Source organism: Clostridium sp. SGI.024, from assembly GCF_050315195.1.
Lineage (GTDB): Bacteria > Bacillota > Clostridia > Clostridiales > Clostridiaceae > Clostridium.
This window is the reverse complement of sequence record NZ_JBNPON010000006.1, coordinates 16826-35682: the sequence shown is the minus strand read 5'-3', so window position 1 is coordinate 35682 and position 18857 is coordinate 16826. Positions and strand designations below refer to the sequence as shown.

Here is an 18857-nt window from a genome sequence, read left to right as displayed (position 1 = left end):
CCTCCTAGACTCTCACTGCTTGAACATTTACTGTAACAGATGAAACTTTTAATCCAGTAAAGTTTTCCACACTATAACGTACCTTTTGTATTATATTATTTGCTATTTCAGAAATTTTTGTTCCGTATTCAACCATAACAAATAACTCCACTATTAATTTATCATTATCAAATTTCAGCTTAACGCCTTTGCTTAAATTTTCTATTCTCATTAATTCCCATAGTCCTTCAGTTGCATTCTTAGAAACCATACCTACAACTCCATAGCACTCCATAGTTGATAAACCAACTATTTTTGCAAGCACCTCTTCAGAGTAATGTATATTTCCAAGTTCATTTGAATATCCTACCATATAGAAACCTCCTTATCAATATCTATACACTATATTTTATATTACTTATATTTATTATTCAAGTAAATATTACATCAAGTAAATATTACATAGCTTATTATATGAAGATATTATAAAATATATTAAAATCTTGATTATAAAAGTTTTTTTACTTTTTTCTTATTTTCCCTTGCTTTTATAAGGGTTCCTATGTTAAAATTTAATCTGTCCTATTGAAGAGAAATTATCTTCAAAAACAAGGAGGTGTTTTCAAGTGGCAAGAAGATGCGAAGTTTGTAATAAAGGGGTTGTATCTGGAACTCAATACTCCCACTCACATCGTCAATCAAAGAGAACTTGGGCTCCTAACATAAAGAGAGTAAAGGCTTTAGTTAATGGAACACCAAAAACAGTTCATGTATGTACAAGATGCCTTAGATCTGGTAAGGTTCAAAGAGCAATATAAGTTCAAATAAAAAATGCAATTGTTAAACAATTGCATTTTTTATTTTTAATACAATATAATTTTATTATTTTTCATATGTATTATCTTTTTCTTCTAAAAAATTTAATTAAATTAGATAAAAACTTAGGTAACTTTATAGCTATTATCTTCATATTAGACCTCCATAAAAAAATCACTCATCTCTTATACATTGTATGCAAATAAGCAAAATGAGTGATTACTTTTTTTAATCATTTGTATAAAGAATCATTACAATGCCACTATCAAAAGTTATTTCTATTTCTTCATCTAAAAATTCATTAGATGTAGTTATACTATCACCTAATTTCAAATCAAAATTAGTCAAGTTATATTTGGCTCCACTTATATTAAAATTCTTAACTTCATCACAGTAAGCTTGGAAAGAAATAGTCTCTCCTCTATTTCCTTTTAAAATAATTGATTTATCAGTTAAAAATATATAATTATTATCATCAATTACTTTAACTTTTTTAGATTTTTTAAGTCCTCTTAGCATAAGCCCGAAATTACTTAATGTATGATCATATCTAGTGCCAGTTGCACCTAATAATATTATTTCATCTGCTCCTTTTTCAACAGCTAAATTATATGCAATTTCAGTATCTGTATAATCTTTTTCTCTCTTATATTTTATTTTTTTCCCTGATTTAGCTTCAATTGAATTTATTATATCCTCATTTGCAGAATCAAAGTCTCCTAAAATATAATCTGGTGTTATATCATATTTATATAATACTTCACAGCCTTTGTCAGCTCCAATAATTATATCTGCATCTTTTACTTCTCTAAACAATAAATCCTTTGAAGGCTCTTTTCCACCTGAAATTATTACAGCTTTCATTAAATTATCCTCTTATTGCTTTTATATTTTCCTTAAGGTTTCCATCACCAAATATAGCTGAACCAGCAACTAATACATTTGCCCCTGCTTCAATTAAGGCCTTTGAGTTATTTCTATCAACTCCACCATCTACTTCTATAAGCAAGTCTTTATTTACCTTCATACTCATTTCTTTTACTTCTTTTACTTTATTTAAAGAATATGGAATAAACTTTTGTCCTCCAAAACCAGGATTAACTGACATTATTAATACTAAATCTAGTTTTTCTATTATATCCTTTAAAACAAAGGTTGGTGTTCCTGGATTTAAAGAAACTCCAGCTTTAACTCCTTTAGACTTAATATATTCAATAGCTCTATCTATATGTTTTTCTGCTTCATAATGTATAGTGATAATATCTGCTCCTGCTTCAACAAATTCATCTATATATCTTGATGGATTTTCAATCATTAAATGAACATCAAATACTTTATTTGTTTTATTTCTGATTGATTTTATTACTGGTATTCCAATAGTAATATTAGGTACAAAATTTCCATCCATTACATCTATATGAATATAATCTGCTCCTGCCTCATCTACTTTTATTATTTCTTCACCTAATTTTGAAAAATCTGCTGATAATATTGATGGTGATATTTTTACCATTTGTACTTTTCCCCCTCTTGTAATTCTTCTAATATTCTAATATAAAAATTATATCTGTATTCGTTTATTTTACCTTCACTTAAAGCTTTTTTAACTGCACATTGTGGCTCCTTATTATGAAGACATCCCCTAAATTTGCAGTTATGATTGTATTCTTCAAACTCTGGAAAGCTATATCTAAGGTTTTCCTTATCCATAAAGCTAATATCTATATTAGAAAATCCAGGACTATCTACTAAGTATCCGTTTTCTATTTCAATTAGTTCACTATGTCTAGTTGTATGTTTACCTCTTCCAATTTTTTCAGAAACTACTCCTGTTTCCATATGTGTTCTATTTAAAAGAGTATTTATAAGAGTTGATTTACCAGCACCTGAAGGCCCACATAATACCGTTTCTTCTCCTGATAACATTTCTTTAAGAACTTCTATTCCTAAGCCTTTTTTTGCATTTATAAATAAAACATCATATCCAATATCATTTATTTTCTTTTTCACTTCTTCTTTTTCTTCTTCCGAAGCTAAATCCATTTTATTTAAACACACTATAGAATTAATATTGTTATATTCACATAAAATTAAAAATCTATTTAAAAGGTCAAAATTTAAATCTGGATTTTTTATTGCAAATACTACAAAAGCTTGAGTAACATTTGCTACAGTGGGTCTTATTAATTCTGAGGTTCTCTCAAGTATATCTTCAATTACCCCTTTGCCATTAGATACATTAATAAGCACATTGTCACCAACCATAGGCTTCATATCTTTATGCCTAAACTTTCCTCTAGCCTTACATTCTATAACTTCTTCTTTAGTTTTAACATAGTAAAACCCACCAATTCCTTTTATTATTTTTCCTTCCATAATTCCTCCAAACAATTTTATCTTCATATTTATAATAAACAGATTTAAGTGAAAAATGCAAATAAATTTTATAAAAAATAATCGGCCAAAAGGCCGATTCGTTATTCATTATTATTGTTTGTATCATTATTAACACTATTACTTTCAGGTGGCTTTTGTGTATCAGATTTTTTAGCCTTTATTTCTACAGTGCCACTAGCTTTTATTTCTTTAGTGAAGCTTTCGACTATGTCACCACTACCAATGACCTTATAATTAATCTTATTTCTCTCAAGTATCTTAATGGCATCATTAAGTTGCATTCCTTCTGTAATTCCATAAGATGAAACATCTATTGTTGGTTCCTCATATTTTCCTATTGTTATTGTAATAGGTGTTCCTTCTTTTATTTGTGTAGGAGCAATACTTTGTTTTAATACTATACCATCTTGAGATTTATCATGCGTAATTTTCTCTTCAACCTCAACATCAAGACCTTTTAACAATTCTTTTGCTTCAGATAAAGTTTTTCCTGTTACATCAACTATATCAACGAATTTAGTTTCTGGTCCCTTACTAACTATTATTTTTATTTCAGTATTCTTACTTACTTTTGTTCCAGCATCTGGACTTTGCTTAATTAAATAGCCTTTTTCTACTTCATCGCTATATTCTTCCGTTATTTCATAATTGTTTAAATTCTTAGCTTTTAGTGTTTTTTCAATATTTGTTCTTTCATAAGTTCTCAAATCAGGCATTTCAATTTGCTCTTCACCTGCTGAAACTATAGCATTTATTACAGATCCCTTTTTCACCTTTGTTCCTGCTTTAGGATCTATTTCTAATATAGTATTTTCAAGTTCATCACTTTTTTCTGTAGATTTCACTTCTAATTTTAATCCTAATTGTTCAACTTGATTTTTAACATCATCAGTTAATTTACCTACTATATTTGGAACTTCCACCTCATTGGTTACTCCAGCTCCCCCTGCTAAAAAAAAGCCAACAGAACCTAAGAGTAAAATTGCTAATATAGCTCCAATTACTATTAAAGTTTTCTTTAAACCAGTCTTATTTTTTTTCTTCTTAGGTTTATCTTCTTCATCATCATAATCATCGTAATCTTCATCATCATAATAATCATCTTCTAATTTAGATATATGAGATGTATTGTTAGTATTAATCGGAGTCATAACAATAGTACTATCATTGTCAATATTACTTTTATTTTGACCTATTATTACATCAGGATTTTCCTGTATCTTTTGTAAATCTTGAATTATTTCTTTAGCATTTTGATATCTTTTTATAGGTTCTTTTTGAATAGCCTTAAGTATTAATTTATTTAAGCTATCTGGAATAGCAGGATTTATATTTTTAGGTGGAACAGGTTCCTCTTGTAAATGCTTTAATGCTACCGTAACTGGTGAATCACCTTCAAAAGGTAATCTTCCTGTCACCATTTCATATAATACTATTCCAAAAGAGTATAAATCAGATCTAAAATCTATATAAGTTCCTTTTGCTTGTTCAGGTGAAAGGTAATGAGCTGACCCAATGATACTAGTTGTATTTGTTATTGTTTGTGAATCAGTAGATTTTGCTATTCCAAAATCACTAACCTTAACTTCTCCATCCTCTGTAACTAAAATATTTTGTGGTTTAATATCTCTATGAATTATATTATTTCTATGAGCACAATCTAAAGCTTTTGCAATTTGTAAAGCTATTTTTATTGCAGTATTGTAGCTAAGTTTCCCACTATAATTAATTAGTTCCTTTAATGTTTTTCCACTTACATACTCCATTACTATATAGTCCATATTATCTTGAGTTCCTACATCAAGTACATTAACTATATTAGTATCTGATAAATTTGCAATGGCAGTTGCTTCTCTTTTAAATTTTTGTGAGATATCTTCATTATCAGCAAACTGCTTTTTTAATATTTTAACTGCAACAAATCTATTTAATTTATTACATCTAGCTTTATATACTTCTGACATTCCACCTTCGCCTATTTTTTCAAGAAGCTCATATCTACCACCTAAAATAATTCCTTTCATGTTACACCTCTCCTCCAAATAGCATTACAGTAATATTATCTCTTCCACCATTAAGTTTTGCACTTTCCACCAGCTTTTCACAAATATTCTGTAGCTCTGTTTCTTCAAAATTATAAGATTTAATAATAGATAAATCAACTTCATTACTTAATCCATCACTACACATTAGGAAAAAATCATATTCCTTCACTCTTATTTCAAATATATCTGCATTCACATCTTTTTCTGTCCCTATAGCCCTTGTAATAACATTTCTTTGTGGATGATTCACTGCTTCTTCTAAAGAAATACTACCACAATCTACAAGTTCTTGTACCAATGAATGATCTTTTGTTATTTTCACTATTTCCTTCCCCTTAATTCCATAACAAGAACTATCACCAATATTAGCTACTAAAATAATATCCTTTGTAATTAGACATGCAACTAAAGTAGTACCCATTCCTGTATATGACTCTGAACAATGAGAAAGATTAAAAACTTTTGAATTAGCATGCTTTACTGCATTTTCTAATAATTCCTTAGTATTGTATATATCCATATTATCTCTTATGTATTTTATTAATGCCTTTGAGGCAGCCTTGCTAGCAATCTCGCCAGCATTATGGCCACCCATCCCATCGGCTAATACATAAACTTTATAATTTATATCTTCATAAAAGTCAGCATAATCCTCATTTAAGTTCCTTATATTACCTAAATCACTTTTTATACCAATCACAACACCCACTCCTCTAATTTTTAGTCTTTAAGAAGTTCCTCCTTAATTGACCACAAGCAGCATTAATATCATTACCCATTTCTTTTCTAACAGTTACATCTAATCCATGATTACTCACTATTTTTTCAAACTCTTCTATAGTCTTTTTAGAAGGTCTTTTCAATGTATTTTCCTTAATTTCATTTACAGGTATTAAATTTATATGGCATCGTCTTCCCTTTAATAATTTTGATAATGATAGTGCATCTTCCTTACCATCATTTATTCCAGAAACTAAAGAATATTCAAAAGATATTCTTCTACCTGTTTTTTCAAAGTAGTAATCACATGCTTCTAAAATTTCTTTAATAGAATATTTTTTTGCAATTGGCATTATTTCTCTTCTCTTTTCATCATTGAAGGCATGTAAAGATATTGCTAAAGTTATGCTATACCCTTTATTAGCTAAATCATAAATTTTAGGTACAAGACCACAAGTAGAAAGAGTAATATGCCTTTGGCCAATATTTAATCCATATTCAGCATTGACCAAATCTAAAAATTTTGTAACATTTTCATAGTTATCTAATGGTTCACCACTTCCCATTAATACTATATTAGAAATTCTTTCTCCTAGAACCTTTTGAGCTACAATAACTTCTGATAATATTTCACCAGCTGTTAAGTTTCTTACTCTTCCTTCTAACGTAGATGCACAGAATTTACATCCCATCCTACAACCTACTTGAGTAGAAATGCATATCGTATTTCCATAATTATATTTCATTATTACACTTTCAATAATATTTTTATCTTGAAAAGCAAACAATATTTTTTTTGTTTCGTCTGTCGTAGAATTATATTCTGCAACTATTTCAGGAATGCCTATATAAAAATTTTCCTTTAGTTTATTAATCAAAGCCTTAGGTAAATTTTTCATATTTTCAAATTCCCAAACATTATTGTATATCCATGAAAATACTTGCTTTGCTCTAAAAGCACTTTCCCCATTTTCTTTCATCCAAGCTGAAATTTCTTCCATGCTATAATCTAATAAATTTTTCATTCTATCACCTATTTTATTTTCTTTATTTTTCCTATAAAGAAACCATCCATAGAATCATTTGGTAATATAGTTAAACTTTTATCAGCATTGTATATAAAATTATTATTGTTACCTAAATATATATTTTCAATTTCAGCATCTTTATGTTTAGCTAAAAACCATTTTAAGTTATCTTCATTTTCTTCTTTATTTAATGTACAAGTTGAATAAATTAAAGTTCCACCTGGTTTTAAGTATTGCCAAGCATTTTCCATTATTTCTCTTTGTACTTCAACTAGATCTCTTAAATCTTGCCTTGTTTTATTCCATTTTATTTCAGGTTTCTTTCTTATTATACCAAGACCTGAACAAGGGACATCAATCAATACTTTATCCCCATAGCATATATAATCTGGGTTAAGCTTTGTAGCATCCATAGCTTTGCATACTACATTGCTCAATCCAAGTCTTTTTACATTTTCCTCAATTAAAGATAATTTATTTTCATGCAAATCAAAGGCTACAACTTCCCCTGTATTTCCTAATAATTCTGCAATATGAGTAGTTTTCCCACCTGGAGCTGCACATAAATCTAAAACTTTTTCCCCTTCTTTTAAATCTAATAGTGGAGCTACTAGCATAGCGCTTTCGTCTTGAACTGTAATTAAGCCTTCTTTAAAAAGCTCATTACTTTCAATACCTTTCCCCCCATGAATTGCAATGGCTTCTGGGCAAGCATATCCTTCTTCTACACTATATCCCATTTCTTCTAATTTCTCATATACTTCTTCAAACTCACTTTTAAACTCATTTACTCTTACTGTTACTTTAGGCGTTTCATTTAAACCAGCCATAATTTTCATTGTTCTTTCTTCACCATATTGTTTTATAAATAGTCTTATCATCCATGGTTGAAAAGAAAATTTATAAGCTAATTCATCTATTCTGTTTCCAGGAACAATTATTTCTTTTTCATCCCTTATATAATTTCTTAGGATTCCATTAACAAGCTTAGATGCTTCTAGAGAAACTTCCTTTGCTTCTTCAACTGCTTCATTACAAGCTGCATATTCAGGTATTTTATCTAAAAAATACATTTGATATATTGCTACTCTTAATATATTTAATACAGTTGAATCTAATGTATTTATATCTTTTACAAAGTTTCCTATTAGCACATCTAAAGTTCTTTTTCTTCTTAAAGTACCATAGACTATTTCTGTTATAAGTCCCTTATCCTTATCATCTATTTCTTCTCTATTTAATTCTTTGGAAAGAACTAAGTTAGAATATGCTCCTTCTTCTAATACTCTTTGTACTATTTGTCTTGCAAGTTTTCTACTATTCATTTCACTACCTCATTAATTATCATTATATCTGTTGTTTAAAGCTATTAATCTTATTAATTGAGAAATAGCCATTAAAGTTGCTGCTACATATGTCATCGCAGCTGCATCTAGGACCTTTTGTGCTCCTTTTAACTCATCACCATATAGAAAAGTTCTTGTTTTCAATATACTTAACGCTCTAGTAGATGCATTAAATTCTACTGGAAGAGTAACAAGTTGATAAATTACAGCTCCTCCAAAAAATACAATTCCTATTTGTGTAAATAGAGGAAATCCAAAAAATATTCCTATCATAAATAACCATATAGATAAATTACTACCTATATTAACAACTGGAGCAATTTTAGTTCTTAGAACTAAAGGTGAATAATGAGTTTGATGTTGTATTGCATGACCACACTCATGTGCTGCTATTCCAGCAGCTGCTACTGTTGCTCCATCATAAACTTCTGGTGAAAGCCTTATTACCCTTGAAGATGGATCATAGTGATCGCCTAATTGCTTATTATACCTTTCAACCCTAACATCAAAAAGTCCTGCTCCATCTAATATACTTCTTGCAACTTCACTACCAGTAACCCCACTTGCTGTTCTAACATTTTTATACTTTTTATAAGCATTATCTATTTTTAATTGTGCCCAAAAAGCTATAATTATAGCTGGTACTAACAACAAATAAGTTGAATCAAAATAAAACCCTGGATAAAACATATATATGCATCTCCTTTATAACAGTTTTTAATAAAGCTTATTATTTACCTTAATTTCATGTCCATTAATATATTGCTCTACAGTTAAGGGTTTACCGTTTGGAAATTGAATTTTCTTTATAAGTAATACTCCTTTTGAAGTAGCAACTCTTATACCTTCTTTTGATACACCAATTATAGTGCCAGGTTCCTTAGCTGTAGTTTCATTTAAAACCTTACTTTCAAAAACCTTCATATAATTATTTTCATAATTAGTATACGCAATTGGCCATGGATTAAGTCCTCTAATTAAATTGTGAATATCTTCTGCCTTATTATTCCAATCTATTAATGCCAAATCTTTATTTAACATTTTAGCATAGAAAGTTTCATCTGTTTGCTTTTCAGGAATTATAGTTCCATTATATACTCCCTCTATTGTTTTAATTAATAAGTCTGCTCCTCTTTCCATTAAAATATCATGAAGTTCACCAGCAGTCATATCTTCAGTTATTTCAACTTCATCTTTAAGAAGCATGTCTCCAGTATCTAAACCTACATCCATTAGCATTGTAGTATTTCCTGATTTTTTTTCACCTTTAATTATTGCCCAATTTAAAGGTGCTGCTCCTCTATACATAGGTAATAATGAAGCATGTAAATTAATACATCCATACTTAGGAATATCAAGAACTTCTTTATTTAATATTTGACCAAATGCTACTACAATAATGAAGTCTGGATTTAATTCCTTTAAATAGTTTATAGCTTCAATATCATTTTTTAACTTAATAGGCTGTAACACTTTTATATCATGTTCTAATGCTACTTCTTTTATTGGTGAATAGGCTATTTTTTTACCTCTTCCTTTTGGCTTATCTGGTTGGGTAAATACTGCCTCTACGCCAAATACTTCTATTATTTTTTTTAAGGATGGTACTGCAAAATCTGGAGTTCCCATAAATACTATCTTCATGTTAAGCCTCCTTTTATTTTAAATAATCTATGAATAGTTTCCCATTTAAGTGATCATTTTCATGTAATATTGCTCTTGCTAAAAGTTCAGTTGCTTCTAGTACAAATTCTTCTCCTTTTTCATTTAAGGCCTTTACCTTAACATAATTTGGACGTTCAATTTCTGCTGCTTCACCAGGAACACTTAGACAGCCTTCTTCTCCTATTTGAGTACCTGAAACTTCTAATATTTCAGGATTAATAAATACTCTAAGACCATAATCATCAAATACATCTATTACGAATATTCTTTGTAATATTCCTACTTGTGGTGCTGCAAGTCCTACTCCATCTGCTTCATACATAGTCTCAGCCATATCTTTAATTAATTTTAAAGTTCTAGGTGTAATTTCTGTTACAACCTTACATTTTTTTCTTAATACATCATCGCCATTTATTCTAATATTTCTAATTGCCATTTATTAATTTTACCTCCTAAAGCAAATTGTTTGGATTAATATCAATAGTTACTTTTATTTCATTATATACATTCTTATTTAATTGATAAAGGTTATCTTTAATTTTTTTACAGAAATCTAAAGATAAATCACCTTTAAATATAATTTGCCATCTGAAATTATCTTTTATTTTTGAAACTATACATGGAACTGGCCCAAGCATTTCTATATTTATCTCATCTTCATATACCTTACTTAATTCTTTTTTTAATAAATTCATGAAAGATTTTAAAGCATTTTCATTCTTAGATGAAACATTTATTAATAGTATTCTACCAAAAGGAGGATAATACATCAAACCTCTAGTTGTAAATTCTTCCTTATAAAAACCCTCATAATCATAATCTTTAGCATAATTCAAACTGTAATGATTTGGATTATATGTTTGAAGAATTACTTTACCTTCTTTTTCTCCTCTTCCTGCTCTTCCAGAAACTTGAGTTATAATTTGAAAGGTTTTTTCTGCTGATCGATAATCAGGAAGATTTAGAGACATATCAGCAGCTAATATTCCCACTAATGTAACATTTTCAAAATCTAATCCTTTAGATATCATTTGTGTACCAATTAAAATATCTGCTTCTCTATTTTTAAAAGAATTATATATAGATTCATGAGAATTCTTATTTCTTGTGGTATCCATATCCATCCTTAATATCTTAGCATCTTTAAAATATTTTTTTACTTCTGCTTCAACTCTTTCAGTCCCAGCCCCAAAATGCTTAACATATTTACTTTTACATTTTGGACAAATATTGGGTTGTTTTTCTCCATGACCACAATAATGACATACTAAGTATCCATTCTTATGAAATGTCATAGATATATCACATTTTGGACACTTAAATACATATCCACAACTTCTACAGGATACAAAAGTAGAAAAACCTCTTCTATTTAAAAATAAAATGATTTGTTCATTTCTTTTTAAAGCCTCTTTCATTTCTAAAAAAAGTTTATTACTGAACATAGAAATATTCCCTTTAGTAAGTTCTTCTCTCATATCTATAATTTCTATTTGTGGCATAGGTTTATTATCAATACGATTCTTCAATTCAACAAGTTCTACCTCTCCAGAAATAGCTCGATAATAAGTCTCTATAGATGGTGTAGCTGAACCAAGAATAACTTTACATCCTTTTAGTTCACTTATAAACTCAGCAACTTCCCTAGTAACATATTTAGGGTTTTGTTCAGACTTATATGTATTTTCATGCTCTTCATCTATAATAATTACTCCTAAATTCCTTAGTGGCAAGAATAATGCACTTCTTGCACCTATTACAACTTTAGCTTTACCTTCTTTTATTCTGTACCATTCATCATATCTTTCACCTTCAGAAAGTTTACTATGAAATACTGCAACTTCTCTACCAAATCTTCCTTTAAAACGTTCTATCATTTGTGGTGTTAAAGAGATTTCAGGCACTAATATTATAGCTGATTTTCCATTTATAATAGCATTTTTTACAAGATTCATATAAACTTCAGTTTTACCAGATCCAGTTACTCCCTTTAGTAAAATTATATTTTTTGTAGATTTTTCAATTAATTTAATTGCATTATTTTGTTCTTCTGTTAAATTTTTTTCTTTATAATCAACATATTCTCTATAGTTATATCTATATATAACTTCTTCATCTACTTTTAAGTAACCTTCTTTAATAAGCTTGTTAAGTTTATATATAGAAAAACCGTACTCTTTACTTAATTCAGCTTTATTATATTTCCCATTATTATCCTTTAAAAATTTAAAAATATCTTCGTATTTTCTTAAAACCTCTTCTGGAACTTCCAATTCTGCTATTGAAACCACCATCTTATGTTTATTATTAATTCCCTTTAACAAACCCTGAGGAATTAAAAGCCTAATACCATCAATATATCTACACAAATAATTTTCCTTTAAAAATTCTACTATCTTTATGTCATCTTTATTTAATAAAGGTTCATTTTTAACTATAGACTTTATTTTTTTTATCCTCATTCCGGAGATTTCATCATTCTTTATAGATAATATAAATCCATCTGTAATAGAATTTTTAATACCAAAAGGAACCTTTACCCATTGCCCTATTTTTATATCATCATGCATCTCTTTAGGTACCTCATAAGTAAAAGGTTTATCTATATCTAACGCATCACTATTTATAACAATTTCTGCATATATTTTCAAATTCATCACCCTTTTATTAGGTTCTATTATACTCCATATAAAAGAAAGCGCATTTTAGCGCTTTCTTAATATAGTTTGAAAGATTTCTGATGCAACTTTTCTTTTATTCATCTTCTCTAAATGTTTCTCTTCTCCATCCTTACTAAGGATAATAACTTTATTATCATCACTAGCAAATCCTGTATCACTACTTGTTATATCATTTGCTACAATGAAATCTAAGTTTTTATTAACAAGCTTTTTCTTTGCATTTTCAATGACATTATTACTTTCTGCTGCAAATCCAACTAGTATTTGTTGCTTTTTTCTTTCACCTAAAATTTTTAATATATCATTATCTCTTACAAAGGTTAAAACTAAATCATTATCGCCTTTTTTTATTTTTTCATTACTATACTGTTTTATCTTATAATCTGCAACTGCTGCAGATTTAATTACTATATCACTATTATCGTAATTATCTAAAATTGCATTTTTCATTTCTTCATTTGTAGTAATGTTAATTACTTTTACTCCTTGTGGAGGTGTTAAATTTGTAGGTCCTGAAACTAAAATAACATTAGCTCCTCTATCTCTTGCTTCTTCTGCTAAGAAATAGCCCATTTTCCCAGTAGATCTATTTGTTATAAATCTTACGGGGTCTATCTTGGAATGTGTAGGTCCTGCACTTATCAATATATTTTTTCCAAGTAAATCTTTTTCAATATCTCTACTTTCAAGTGCATTTAAAACACTATCTATTATAGTATTTACATCTGCTAACTTTCCTTTTCCCTCATCTCCACATGCAAGCACTCCAGATGCAGGCTCAATAAATTCATATCCAAGTTTCTTTAATTTATTTATATTTTCTTGAACTATTGGATTTTCATACATCTTCGTGTTCATAGCTGGAGCAAAAATAACCTTGGCTCTAGTTGCCATGATAGTTGTAGAAAGCATATCATCTGCAATTCCATTTGCAACCTTTCCAATAATATTTGCAGTTGCAGGAGCTACTAAAAAAACATCTGCTCTTTTTGCTAAAGAAATATGTTGAATTTCATAAGCCTTTGGTTCTGCAAACATATCAGTTACAACCATATTTTGACTAAGAGATTGGAAGGGTAATGGTGTAACAAATTTTGTTGCAGATTCTGTCATAATAACCCTAACATCTATATCTTTTTTCCTTAGAGCGCTTACAACATCTAATGCTTTATAAACAGCAATTCCACCACTTACTCCTATGCATACACATTTTTTATTATCCATGTTATTTTAAACCTTCTTTTGTAAAAGTAGGTTCGTAACCCACTTCTCCTTCATTAACTTCATTAATAGCTATAGTAAGTGGTTTTTTAGATTTTGTTGCAACTAACGGTTCACTTCCGTTTATTATTTGTCTAGCTCTCTTTGAAGTTACTATTACTAATGAATATCTGTCATCTACCTTTTTAAGTAAATCAATAATTGATGGATTAATCATAGAGTTGTTCATGAATTAAGCCCTCCTTAGAATCTAATATTGTATTTTCCTTTATTCTATCAACTCTGCATTTTTCAGCTGCTATAATTGACTCTACCTTTGATACAGCTACTTCTAGCTTATCATTAACTACAGCATAATTATATTTTGAAACATAGTTAATTTCCTTATAGGCATTTTTAAATCTAGTCATTAAGGATTCTTCAGTTTCGCTTCCTCTTTTTATTATTCTTTGTTTTAATTCTTCCATTGATGGAGGAAGTATAAAAATAAATACTCCTTCTTTAAAGTTATCTTTAACTTGTAATGCTCCTTGAATATCTATTTCTAAAATAACATCTTTTCCTTCATCTAACATTTTTTCTACATTTACCTTTGGTGTACCATAAAAGTTTCCATGAACATTTGCATATTCTAAGAAACCATTTTCTTTAACTTTTTCTTCAAAAGCTTCTTTAGTTAAAAAATAATAATTTACACCCTCAATTTCTCCCTGTCTAGGGTTTCTAGTAGTTGCAGAAACTGAGATAAAAATATTATCATGCTTTTCTAATAAAGCTTTACAAATAGTTCCTTTCCCCGCTCCTGATGGACCTGAAATAACTATTAATATCCCTCTATTACCTTGCATTATTCATCTACCTCATCTACAGCTTCATCTTTAACTACTAATCTATGTGCAACTGTTTCTGGTTGAACTGCTGATAAAATAACATGGTCACTATCAGTTATTATTACAGCTCTAGTTCTTCTACCATATGTGGCATCTATAAGCATACCTCTATCTCTAGCTTCTTGAATTATTCTCTTTATTGGAGCTGATTCTGGACTTACTATAGCTACAAGTCTATTTGCTGATACTATATTTCCAAATCCAATATTAATTAGTTTTATTCCCATTTTCTTCCTCCTATTTATTCTATATTTTGCACTTGTTCTCTTATTTTTTCTATTAGATTTTTTATGTTAATGACATAATTAGTCATATCCATATCACTTGATTTTGAAGCTATAGTATTTGCTTCCCTATTCATTTCTTGAATTATAAAGTCAAGTTTTCTTCCTATTTGACCGCCTTCATTTAAAGTAATTCTCATTTGATTTAAATGACTTCTTAATCTTATAATTTCTTCATCTACTGAAGCTTTATCAGAAATAATTGCTACTTCTTGTGCAATTCTAGCTTCATCTATTTCAACTGCTTCTAAAAGTTCTTTAAGTCTAGTTTCCAACTTTTTCTTATACGTATCAGGTATTACATCTGAAATTACTTCAATTTTATTAACTATAGATTCTATTTCTTTTAATTTTAATAATATATCTTCTTTTAATTTTTCACCTTCAATTAATCTCATTTCCTCCATCATATCTAAAGAAGATGATATAAGAGGCTTTATTAACATCCAAATTTCTTCAATTGAATCTTCTTTCTCCACTATTTCAATTACATCTGGAAATCTTGCAATTTGAGTAGCTGTAATGTCATTTTTAATTCCAATTTCCTTTTCAATTTCTTTTAAACATTCATAATAACTTCGTGCTAAGCTCAAATTAAGCTTTGCTAATCCATCCCCTTGAGAATAGCTTTTTTGATTAATAAAAATATCTACTTTTCCCCTAGAAAGCTTTGAATTAACTAATTTTCTTATTTCTTCTTCTAATGAAATAATACTTTTAGGTAGTCTAACATTAACATCTAAATATCTGCTGTTAACACTTTTCATTTCAACTGAAAACAAATGCTTACTTCCCTCTTCATTGCTAGCTCTTCCAAAGCTAGTCATACTTTTAACCATATTCTCCTCCAAGACTATATTTTTATACTGTTTTTAGACTATATCCAATATAATTTTTTCTAATAAAAATGTCAATGATTTGTTCACAAAATATTAACATTTTAATAAAAAAAATATAAGGAGTTATATTATTTTCTACAATTGAATATAACTCCTTATATTTTATTAAATAAAATTTAAAACTAATATTTATATAAAAATTAATTTTATTATAAATATTATAGCTAAAATAATCATCACAATAGATAAATTAGTTTTCTTTTCTTTTTCTTTGCAGAATAAATTATAAATTATATTAATAATTACATATGACAATATCCCTATAGTCAAACCATCACCAATACTATATGTTAAAGCCATAGATGAAATTGTTAAAAAGGCTGGCACACCTTCTGTTATATTATCAAACTCAATATTCTTTACAGCGCCAAGCATTAAATATCCAACATATATCAAAGCCGGTGCAGTAGCACATGAAGGTATAGCAATAAAAATTGGTGAAAAGAACATAGCAGCTAAAAATAATAATCCAGTAGTAATAGCAGTATATCCTGTTCTACCACCTGCAGCTACACCTGTTGAACTTTCAACATATGTAGTAACAGTAGATACTCCTAATGCTGCTCCTATTGTTGTTGAAACTGCATCTACTAATAAAGCTCTTCCCGCATTAGGAACATTTCCTTTTTCATCTAACATATTTGCTCTTGATGCAACACCAACCAATGTTCCAACTGTATCAAAAAAGTCCACAAATAAGAATGTACAAACAACAACAATTAATTGTCCTACAGTTTCTCTGTTGAATAAATGTGTAAGATCCATTTTTCCTGCTATTGGTGCAATGCTTTCAAACTTAAATAAACCTGTTGGTAAATATATACCTAAGTTCATAGCTGCTTCAGGTTTTATTAAAGCATATCCCCAAGCTAGAAATGTACTAGTTAATATTCCAAATAATATAGAGCCTTTAATCTTTTTCTTATCTAAAACTGCAATAATAACTACTCCTATTAAAGCTATTATCACTGTTGGAGAAAATTCACCCATTTTCACTAATGTTGACTCATCATTAATTACTAAACCTGATCCAACCATACCTATAAAAGCAATGAATATTCCAATACCAGCTGTTACTGCATGTTTCATAGTCATAGGAATTGAATTAACAACTGCCTCTCTTACCTTAAATATTGATAAGATAATAAAAATAATACCCTCTATAAAAACAGCAGTTAAAGCCATTTGCCATGATATTCCCATTCCAATTACAACAGAATAAGCAAAAAATGCATTAAGCCCCATTCCTGACGCTAAAGCAAATGGAAGATTAGCGAAAATACCCATTAAAATACAACCTATAGCTGCTGCTAAACATGTTGATGTTACTAATGCACCTGCTGGCATTCCAGCAGCTGATAATATATTAGGATTTACTGCTATTATATATGCCATTGTTAAAAACGTTGTAATACCTGCAACAATTTCTTTTTTCAAATTAACATTCTCATTTGTTAATATAGGTAATAAACCTTCTTTTTTTGAAGAATTTTTCATTTTTATCCTCCTTGTATTTATAATTATAAAAACCCTTAAGATTATCATTAATATACCTTAAGGGTTTTGTATATGCTAAGTTAGTGTATTTTTAGCATTGAATTAATAGTAAATATATTTACGGAATCCTGATAGAAACTTTTCACCCTTATTATAAAAATTATATAAGCCTTCTCCGAACATTATTATATATCTCGGTATTATTTTTGTCAATATTTCCGTATAAATATATACTATATTAGTGTAAAATTCGTATTATTAAGAAATGATTCTCTGATATCTATAGCTTTTTCACTTGATAGTGCTACAATTAACTTAATTCTCGCTTTTTGACCAGGCATACTTTCTTCAAAAAACACTCCTAAATCCTTAAGCATTTTCCCACCACCATCATATCCATAAGATTCGTGTACTCTACCTTCAAAACATCTTGATACAATTACTACTGGAATATTATTATTGAGAGCTCTTTTAATTCCGCTTACCATTGTAGGTGGTACATTTCCTCTTCCTAAAGCTTCAATAACTATACCTTTATATCCTTTTTCTATAGCGAAGTCTATAAAATCAGAATCCATTCCAGCAACACATTTTATTAATGCTACATTATCTTTTATATTTTCTACATTATAAACTCTATGTTTAATAGTATTCCTATAAAATAAAACTTTATTATTATCTACTATTCCAATTGGTCCAAAATTTGGAGTCTTAAAGGCATTAAGAGCCATAGAACTTACCTTCGTAACTTCAGCTGCAGAGTTAAGTTCACCATTAAAACATACTAATACTCCTCTTCCTTTTGCATCTTCTGAAATAGCTGTACAAATTGATGTAGCTAAATTAAATGGTCCATCATAGCCTAGTTCCGAACTACTTCTCATAGCACCTGTAACTACAATAACTTTTTCTGTGTCAATAGTTAAATCTAAAAAATATGCTGTTTCTTCTAAAGTATCTGTTCCATGAGTTAATACAACTCCATCAATATCCTCTCTATTAATAAGCTCTTTTATAAATTTGCTAAGTTCTAACATATTTTCTATAGTCATATGTGGTGATGGTTTGCTAGAAAAGCTGTATGATTCTATTTTTGCATAATTTTCAATACCTGTTACCATAGACATTATTTCTTCTCCAGTTAAACTTGGCACTGCTGCTTTAATCCTTTCATCAACTTTCATAGATATAGTTCCACCATTAAATACAACTGCTACTTTCTTCATAATTTCCTCCTAAAGTTTATAATACATAATATCATTAATATATCTATATAAATAAAATAAAACTCTTGGTTACCCAAAAGTTCAAATTAAAATTATTTGTTGTAGGCACTATATCCTACATTTCTTTAACAAATATAATTACTAAAATCTACTCTGTACATTA

The 18857-nt window shown here is 28.7% G+C and carries 20 protein-coding genes and 1 riboswitch; of the genes, 1 reads left to right on the top strand and 19 read right to left on the bottom strand.

All coding sequences use genetic code 11. From position 1 onward, the window contains the following. Positions 1–4: 4 nt before the first annotated feature. Complete coding sequence (locus tag ACQRD5_RS03375) at positions 5–352, bottom strand: Asp23/Gls24 family envelope stress response protein (RefSeq protein WP_291625215.1); 348 nt, start codon at positions 350–352, stop codon at positions 5–7. A gap of 253 nt (positions 353–605) precedes the next feature. On the opposite strand from ACQRD5_RS03375, the gene rpmB reads away from it, so the two are divergent. Beyond that, positions 606–797 (top strand): 50S ribosomal protein L28, encoded by a 192-nt coding sequence (rpmB, locus tag ACQRD5_RS03370; RefSeq protein ID WP_008678335.1) that lies wholly within the window; start codon positions 606–608, stop codon positions 795–797. Positions 798–1023: 226 nt separating this feature from the next. Here the strand turns inward: rpmB and ACQRD5_RS03365 are convergent, their stop codons facing one another. From ACQRD5_RS03365 to ACQRD5_RS03280, 18 genes are all read right to left on the bottom strand, one after another. Continuing rightward, positions 1024–1659 carry a thiamine diphosphokinase gene (locus ACQRD5_RS03365; RefSeq protein ID WP_294169343.1) on the bottom strand — a complete coding sequence of 212 codons (636 nt, stop codon included), beginning with the start codon at positions 1657–1659 and terminating at the stop codon, positions 1024–1026. 4 nt (positions 1660–1663) lie between these two features. Next, positions 1664–2308, bottom strand: coding sequence for a ribulose-phosphate 3-epimerase (gene rpe, locus ACQRD5_RS03360; RefSeq protein ID WP_291625218.1), 645 nt, complete (start codon positions 2306–2308; stop codon positions 1664–1666). Beyond that, positions 2302–3171 (bottom strand): ribosome small subunit-dependent GTPase A, encoded by an 870-nt coding sequence (gene rsgA, locus ACQRD5_RS03355; protein ID WP_320899680.1) that lies wholly within the window; start codon positions 3169–3171, stop codon positions 2302–2304. The genes rpe and rsgA overlap by 7 nt, the downstream gene beginning before the upstream one ends. Positions 3172–3272: 101 nt before the next feature. After that, positions 3273–5216 carry a Stk1 family PASTA domain-containing Ser/Thr kinase gene (gene pknB, locus ACQRD5_RS03350; RefSeq protein ID WP_321129100.1) on the bottom strand — a complete coding sequence of 648 codons (1944 nt, stop codon included), beginning with the start codon at positions 5214–5216 and terminating at the stop codon, positions 3273–3275. Position 5217: 1 nt separating this feature from the next. After that, positions 5218–5937: a Stp1/IreP family PP2C-type Ser/Thr phosphatase gene (locus ACQRD5_RS03345; protein ID WP_291625224.1), complete on the bottom strand. Its 720-nt coding sequence runs from the start codon at positions 5935–5937 to the stop codon at positions 5218–5220. Between the two features lie 13 nt (positions 5938–5950). Beyond that, complete coding sequence (gene rlmN, locus ACQRD5_RS03340; protein ID WP_427746509.1) at positions 5951–6982, bottom strand: 23S rRNA (adenine(2503)-C(2))-methyltransferase RlmN; 1032 nt, start codon at positions 6980–6982, stop codon at positions 5951–5953. A gap of 8 nt (positions 6983–6990) precedes the next feature. Next, a complete protein-coding gene (gene rsmB / locus ACQRD5_RS03335; protein WP_294169335.1) occupies positions 6991–8310 on the bottom strand; it encodes a 16S rRNA (cytosine(967)-C(5))-methyltransferase RsmB in 1320 nt (439 codons plus the stop codon). 12 nt (positions 8311–8322) lie between these two features. After that, positions 8323–9021, bottom strand: coding sequence for a zinc metallopeptidase (locus tag ACQRD5_RS03330; protein WP_291625229.1), 699 nt, complete (start codon positions 9019–9021; stop codon positions 8323–8325). Positions 9022–9048: 27 nt separating this feature from the next. Then, on the bottom strand, positions 9049–9975 hold the full coding sequence (gene fmt, locus ACQRD5_RS03325) for a methionyl-tRNA formyltransferase (RefSeq protein WP_291625231.1): 927 nt from the start codon (positions 9973–9975) through the stop codon (positions 9049–9051). Positions 9976–9988: 13 nt separating this feature from the next. Continuing rightward, entirely contained in the window at positions 9989–10432 is a 444-nt protein-coding gene (def, locus tag ACQRD5_RS03320) for a peptide deformylase (protein WP_291625233.1), read from the bottom strand. A 16-nt stretch (positions 10433–10448) separates the two neighbouring features. After that, positions 10449–12653, bottom strand: coding sequence for a primosomal protein N' (gene priA, locus ACQRD5_RS03315; protein WP_291625235.1), 2205 nt, complete (start codon positions 12651–12653; stop codon positions 10449–10451). A 48-nt stretch (positions 12654–12701) separates the two neighbouring features. Next, a complete protein-coding gene (coaBC, locus tag ACQRD5_RS03310) occupies positions 12702–13901 on the bottom strand; it encodes a bifunctional phosphopantothenoylcysteine decarboxylase/phosphopantothenate--cysteine ligase CoaBC (protein WP_291625237.1) in 1200 nt (399 codons plus the stop codon). A gap of 1 nt (position 13902) precedes the next feature. Continuing rightward, on the bottom strand, positions 13903–14127 hold the full coding sequence (gene rpoZ / locus ACQRD5_RS03305) for a DNA-directed RNA polymerase subunit omega (RefSeq protein WP_291625239.1): 225 nt from the start codon (positions 14125–14127) through the stop codon (positions 13903–13905). Further along, a complete protein-coding gene (gmk, locus tag ACQRD5_RS03300) occupies positions 14108–14746 on the bottom strand; it encodes a guanylate kinase (protein WP_291625241.1) in 639 nt (212 codons plus the stop codon). Before gmk ends, rpoZ begins: the two co-directional genes overlap by 20 nt. Further along, positions 14746–15015 (bottom strand): extracellular matrix/biofilm regulator RemA, encoded by a 270-nt coding sequence (gene remA / locus ACQRD5_RS03295; protein WP_042396960.1) that lies wholly within the window; start codon positions 15013–15015, stop codon positions 14746–14748. Before remA ends, gmk begins: the two co-directional genes overlap by 1 nt. A 14-nt stretch (positions 15016–15029) precedes the next feature. Then, positions 15030–15911 carry a YicC/YloC family endoribonuclease gene (locus ACQRD5_RS03290; protein WP_291625248.1) on the bottom strand — a complete coding sequence of 294 codons (882 nt, stop codon included), beginning with the start codon at positions 15909–15911 and terminating at the stop codon, positions 15030–15032. A 189-nt stretch (positions 15912–16100) separates the two neighbouring features. Continuing rightward, complete coding sequence (locus ACQRD5_RS03285; RefSeq protein ID WP_291625249.1) at positions 16101–17468, bottom strand: NCS2 family permease; 1368 nt, start codon at positions 17466–17468, stop codon at positions 16101–16103. Positions 17469–17554: 86 nt separating this feature from the next. Next, positions 17555–17656: riboswitch (purine riboswitch) on the bottom strand. A gap of 45 nt (positions 17657–17701) precedes the next feature. Further along, positions 17702–18694: an asparaginase gene (locus ACQRD5_RS03280; RefSeq protein WP_291625250.1), complete on the bottom strand. Its 993-nt coding sequence runs from the start codon at positions 18692–18694 to the stop codon at positions 17702–17704. Between the last annotated feature and the right edge of the window lie 163 nt (positions 18695–18857).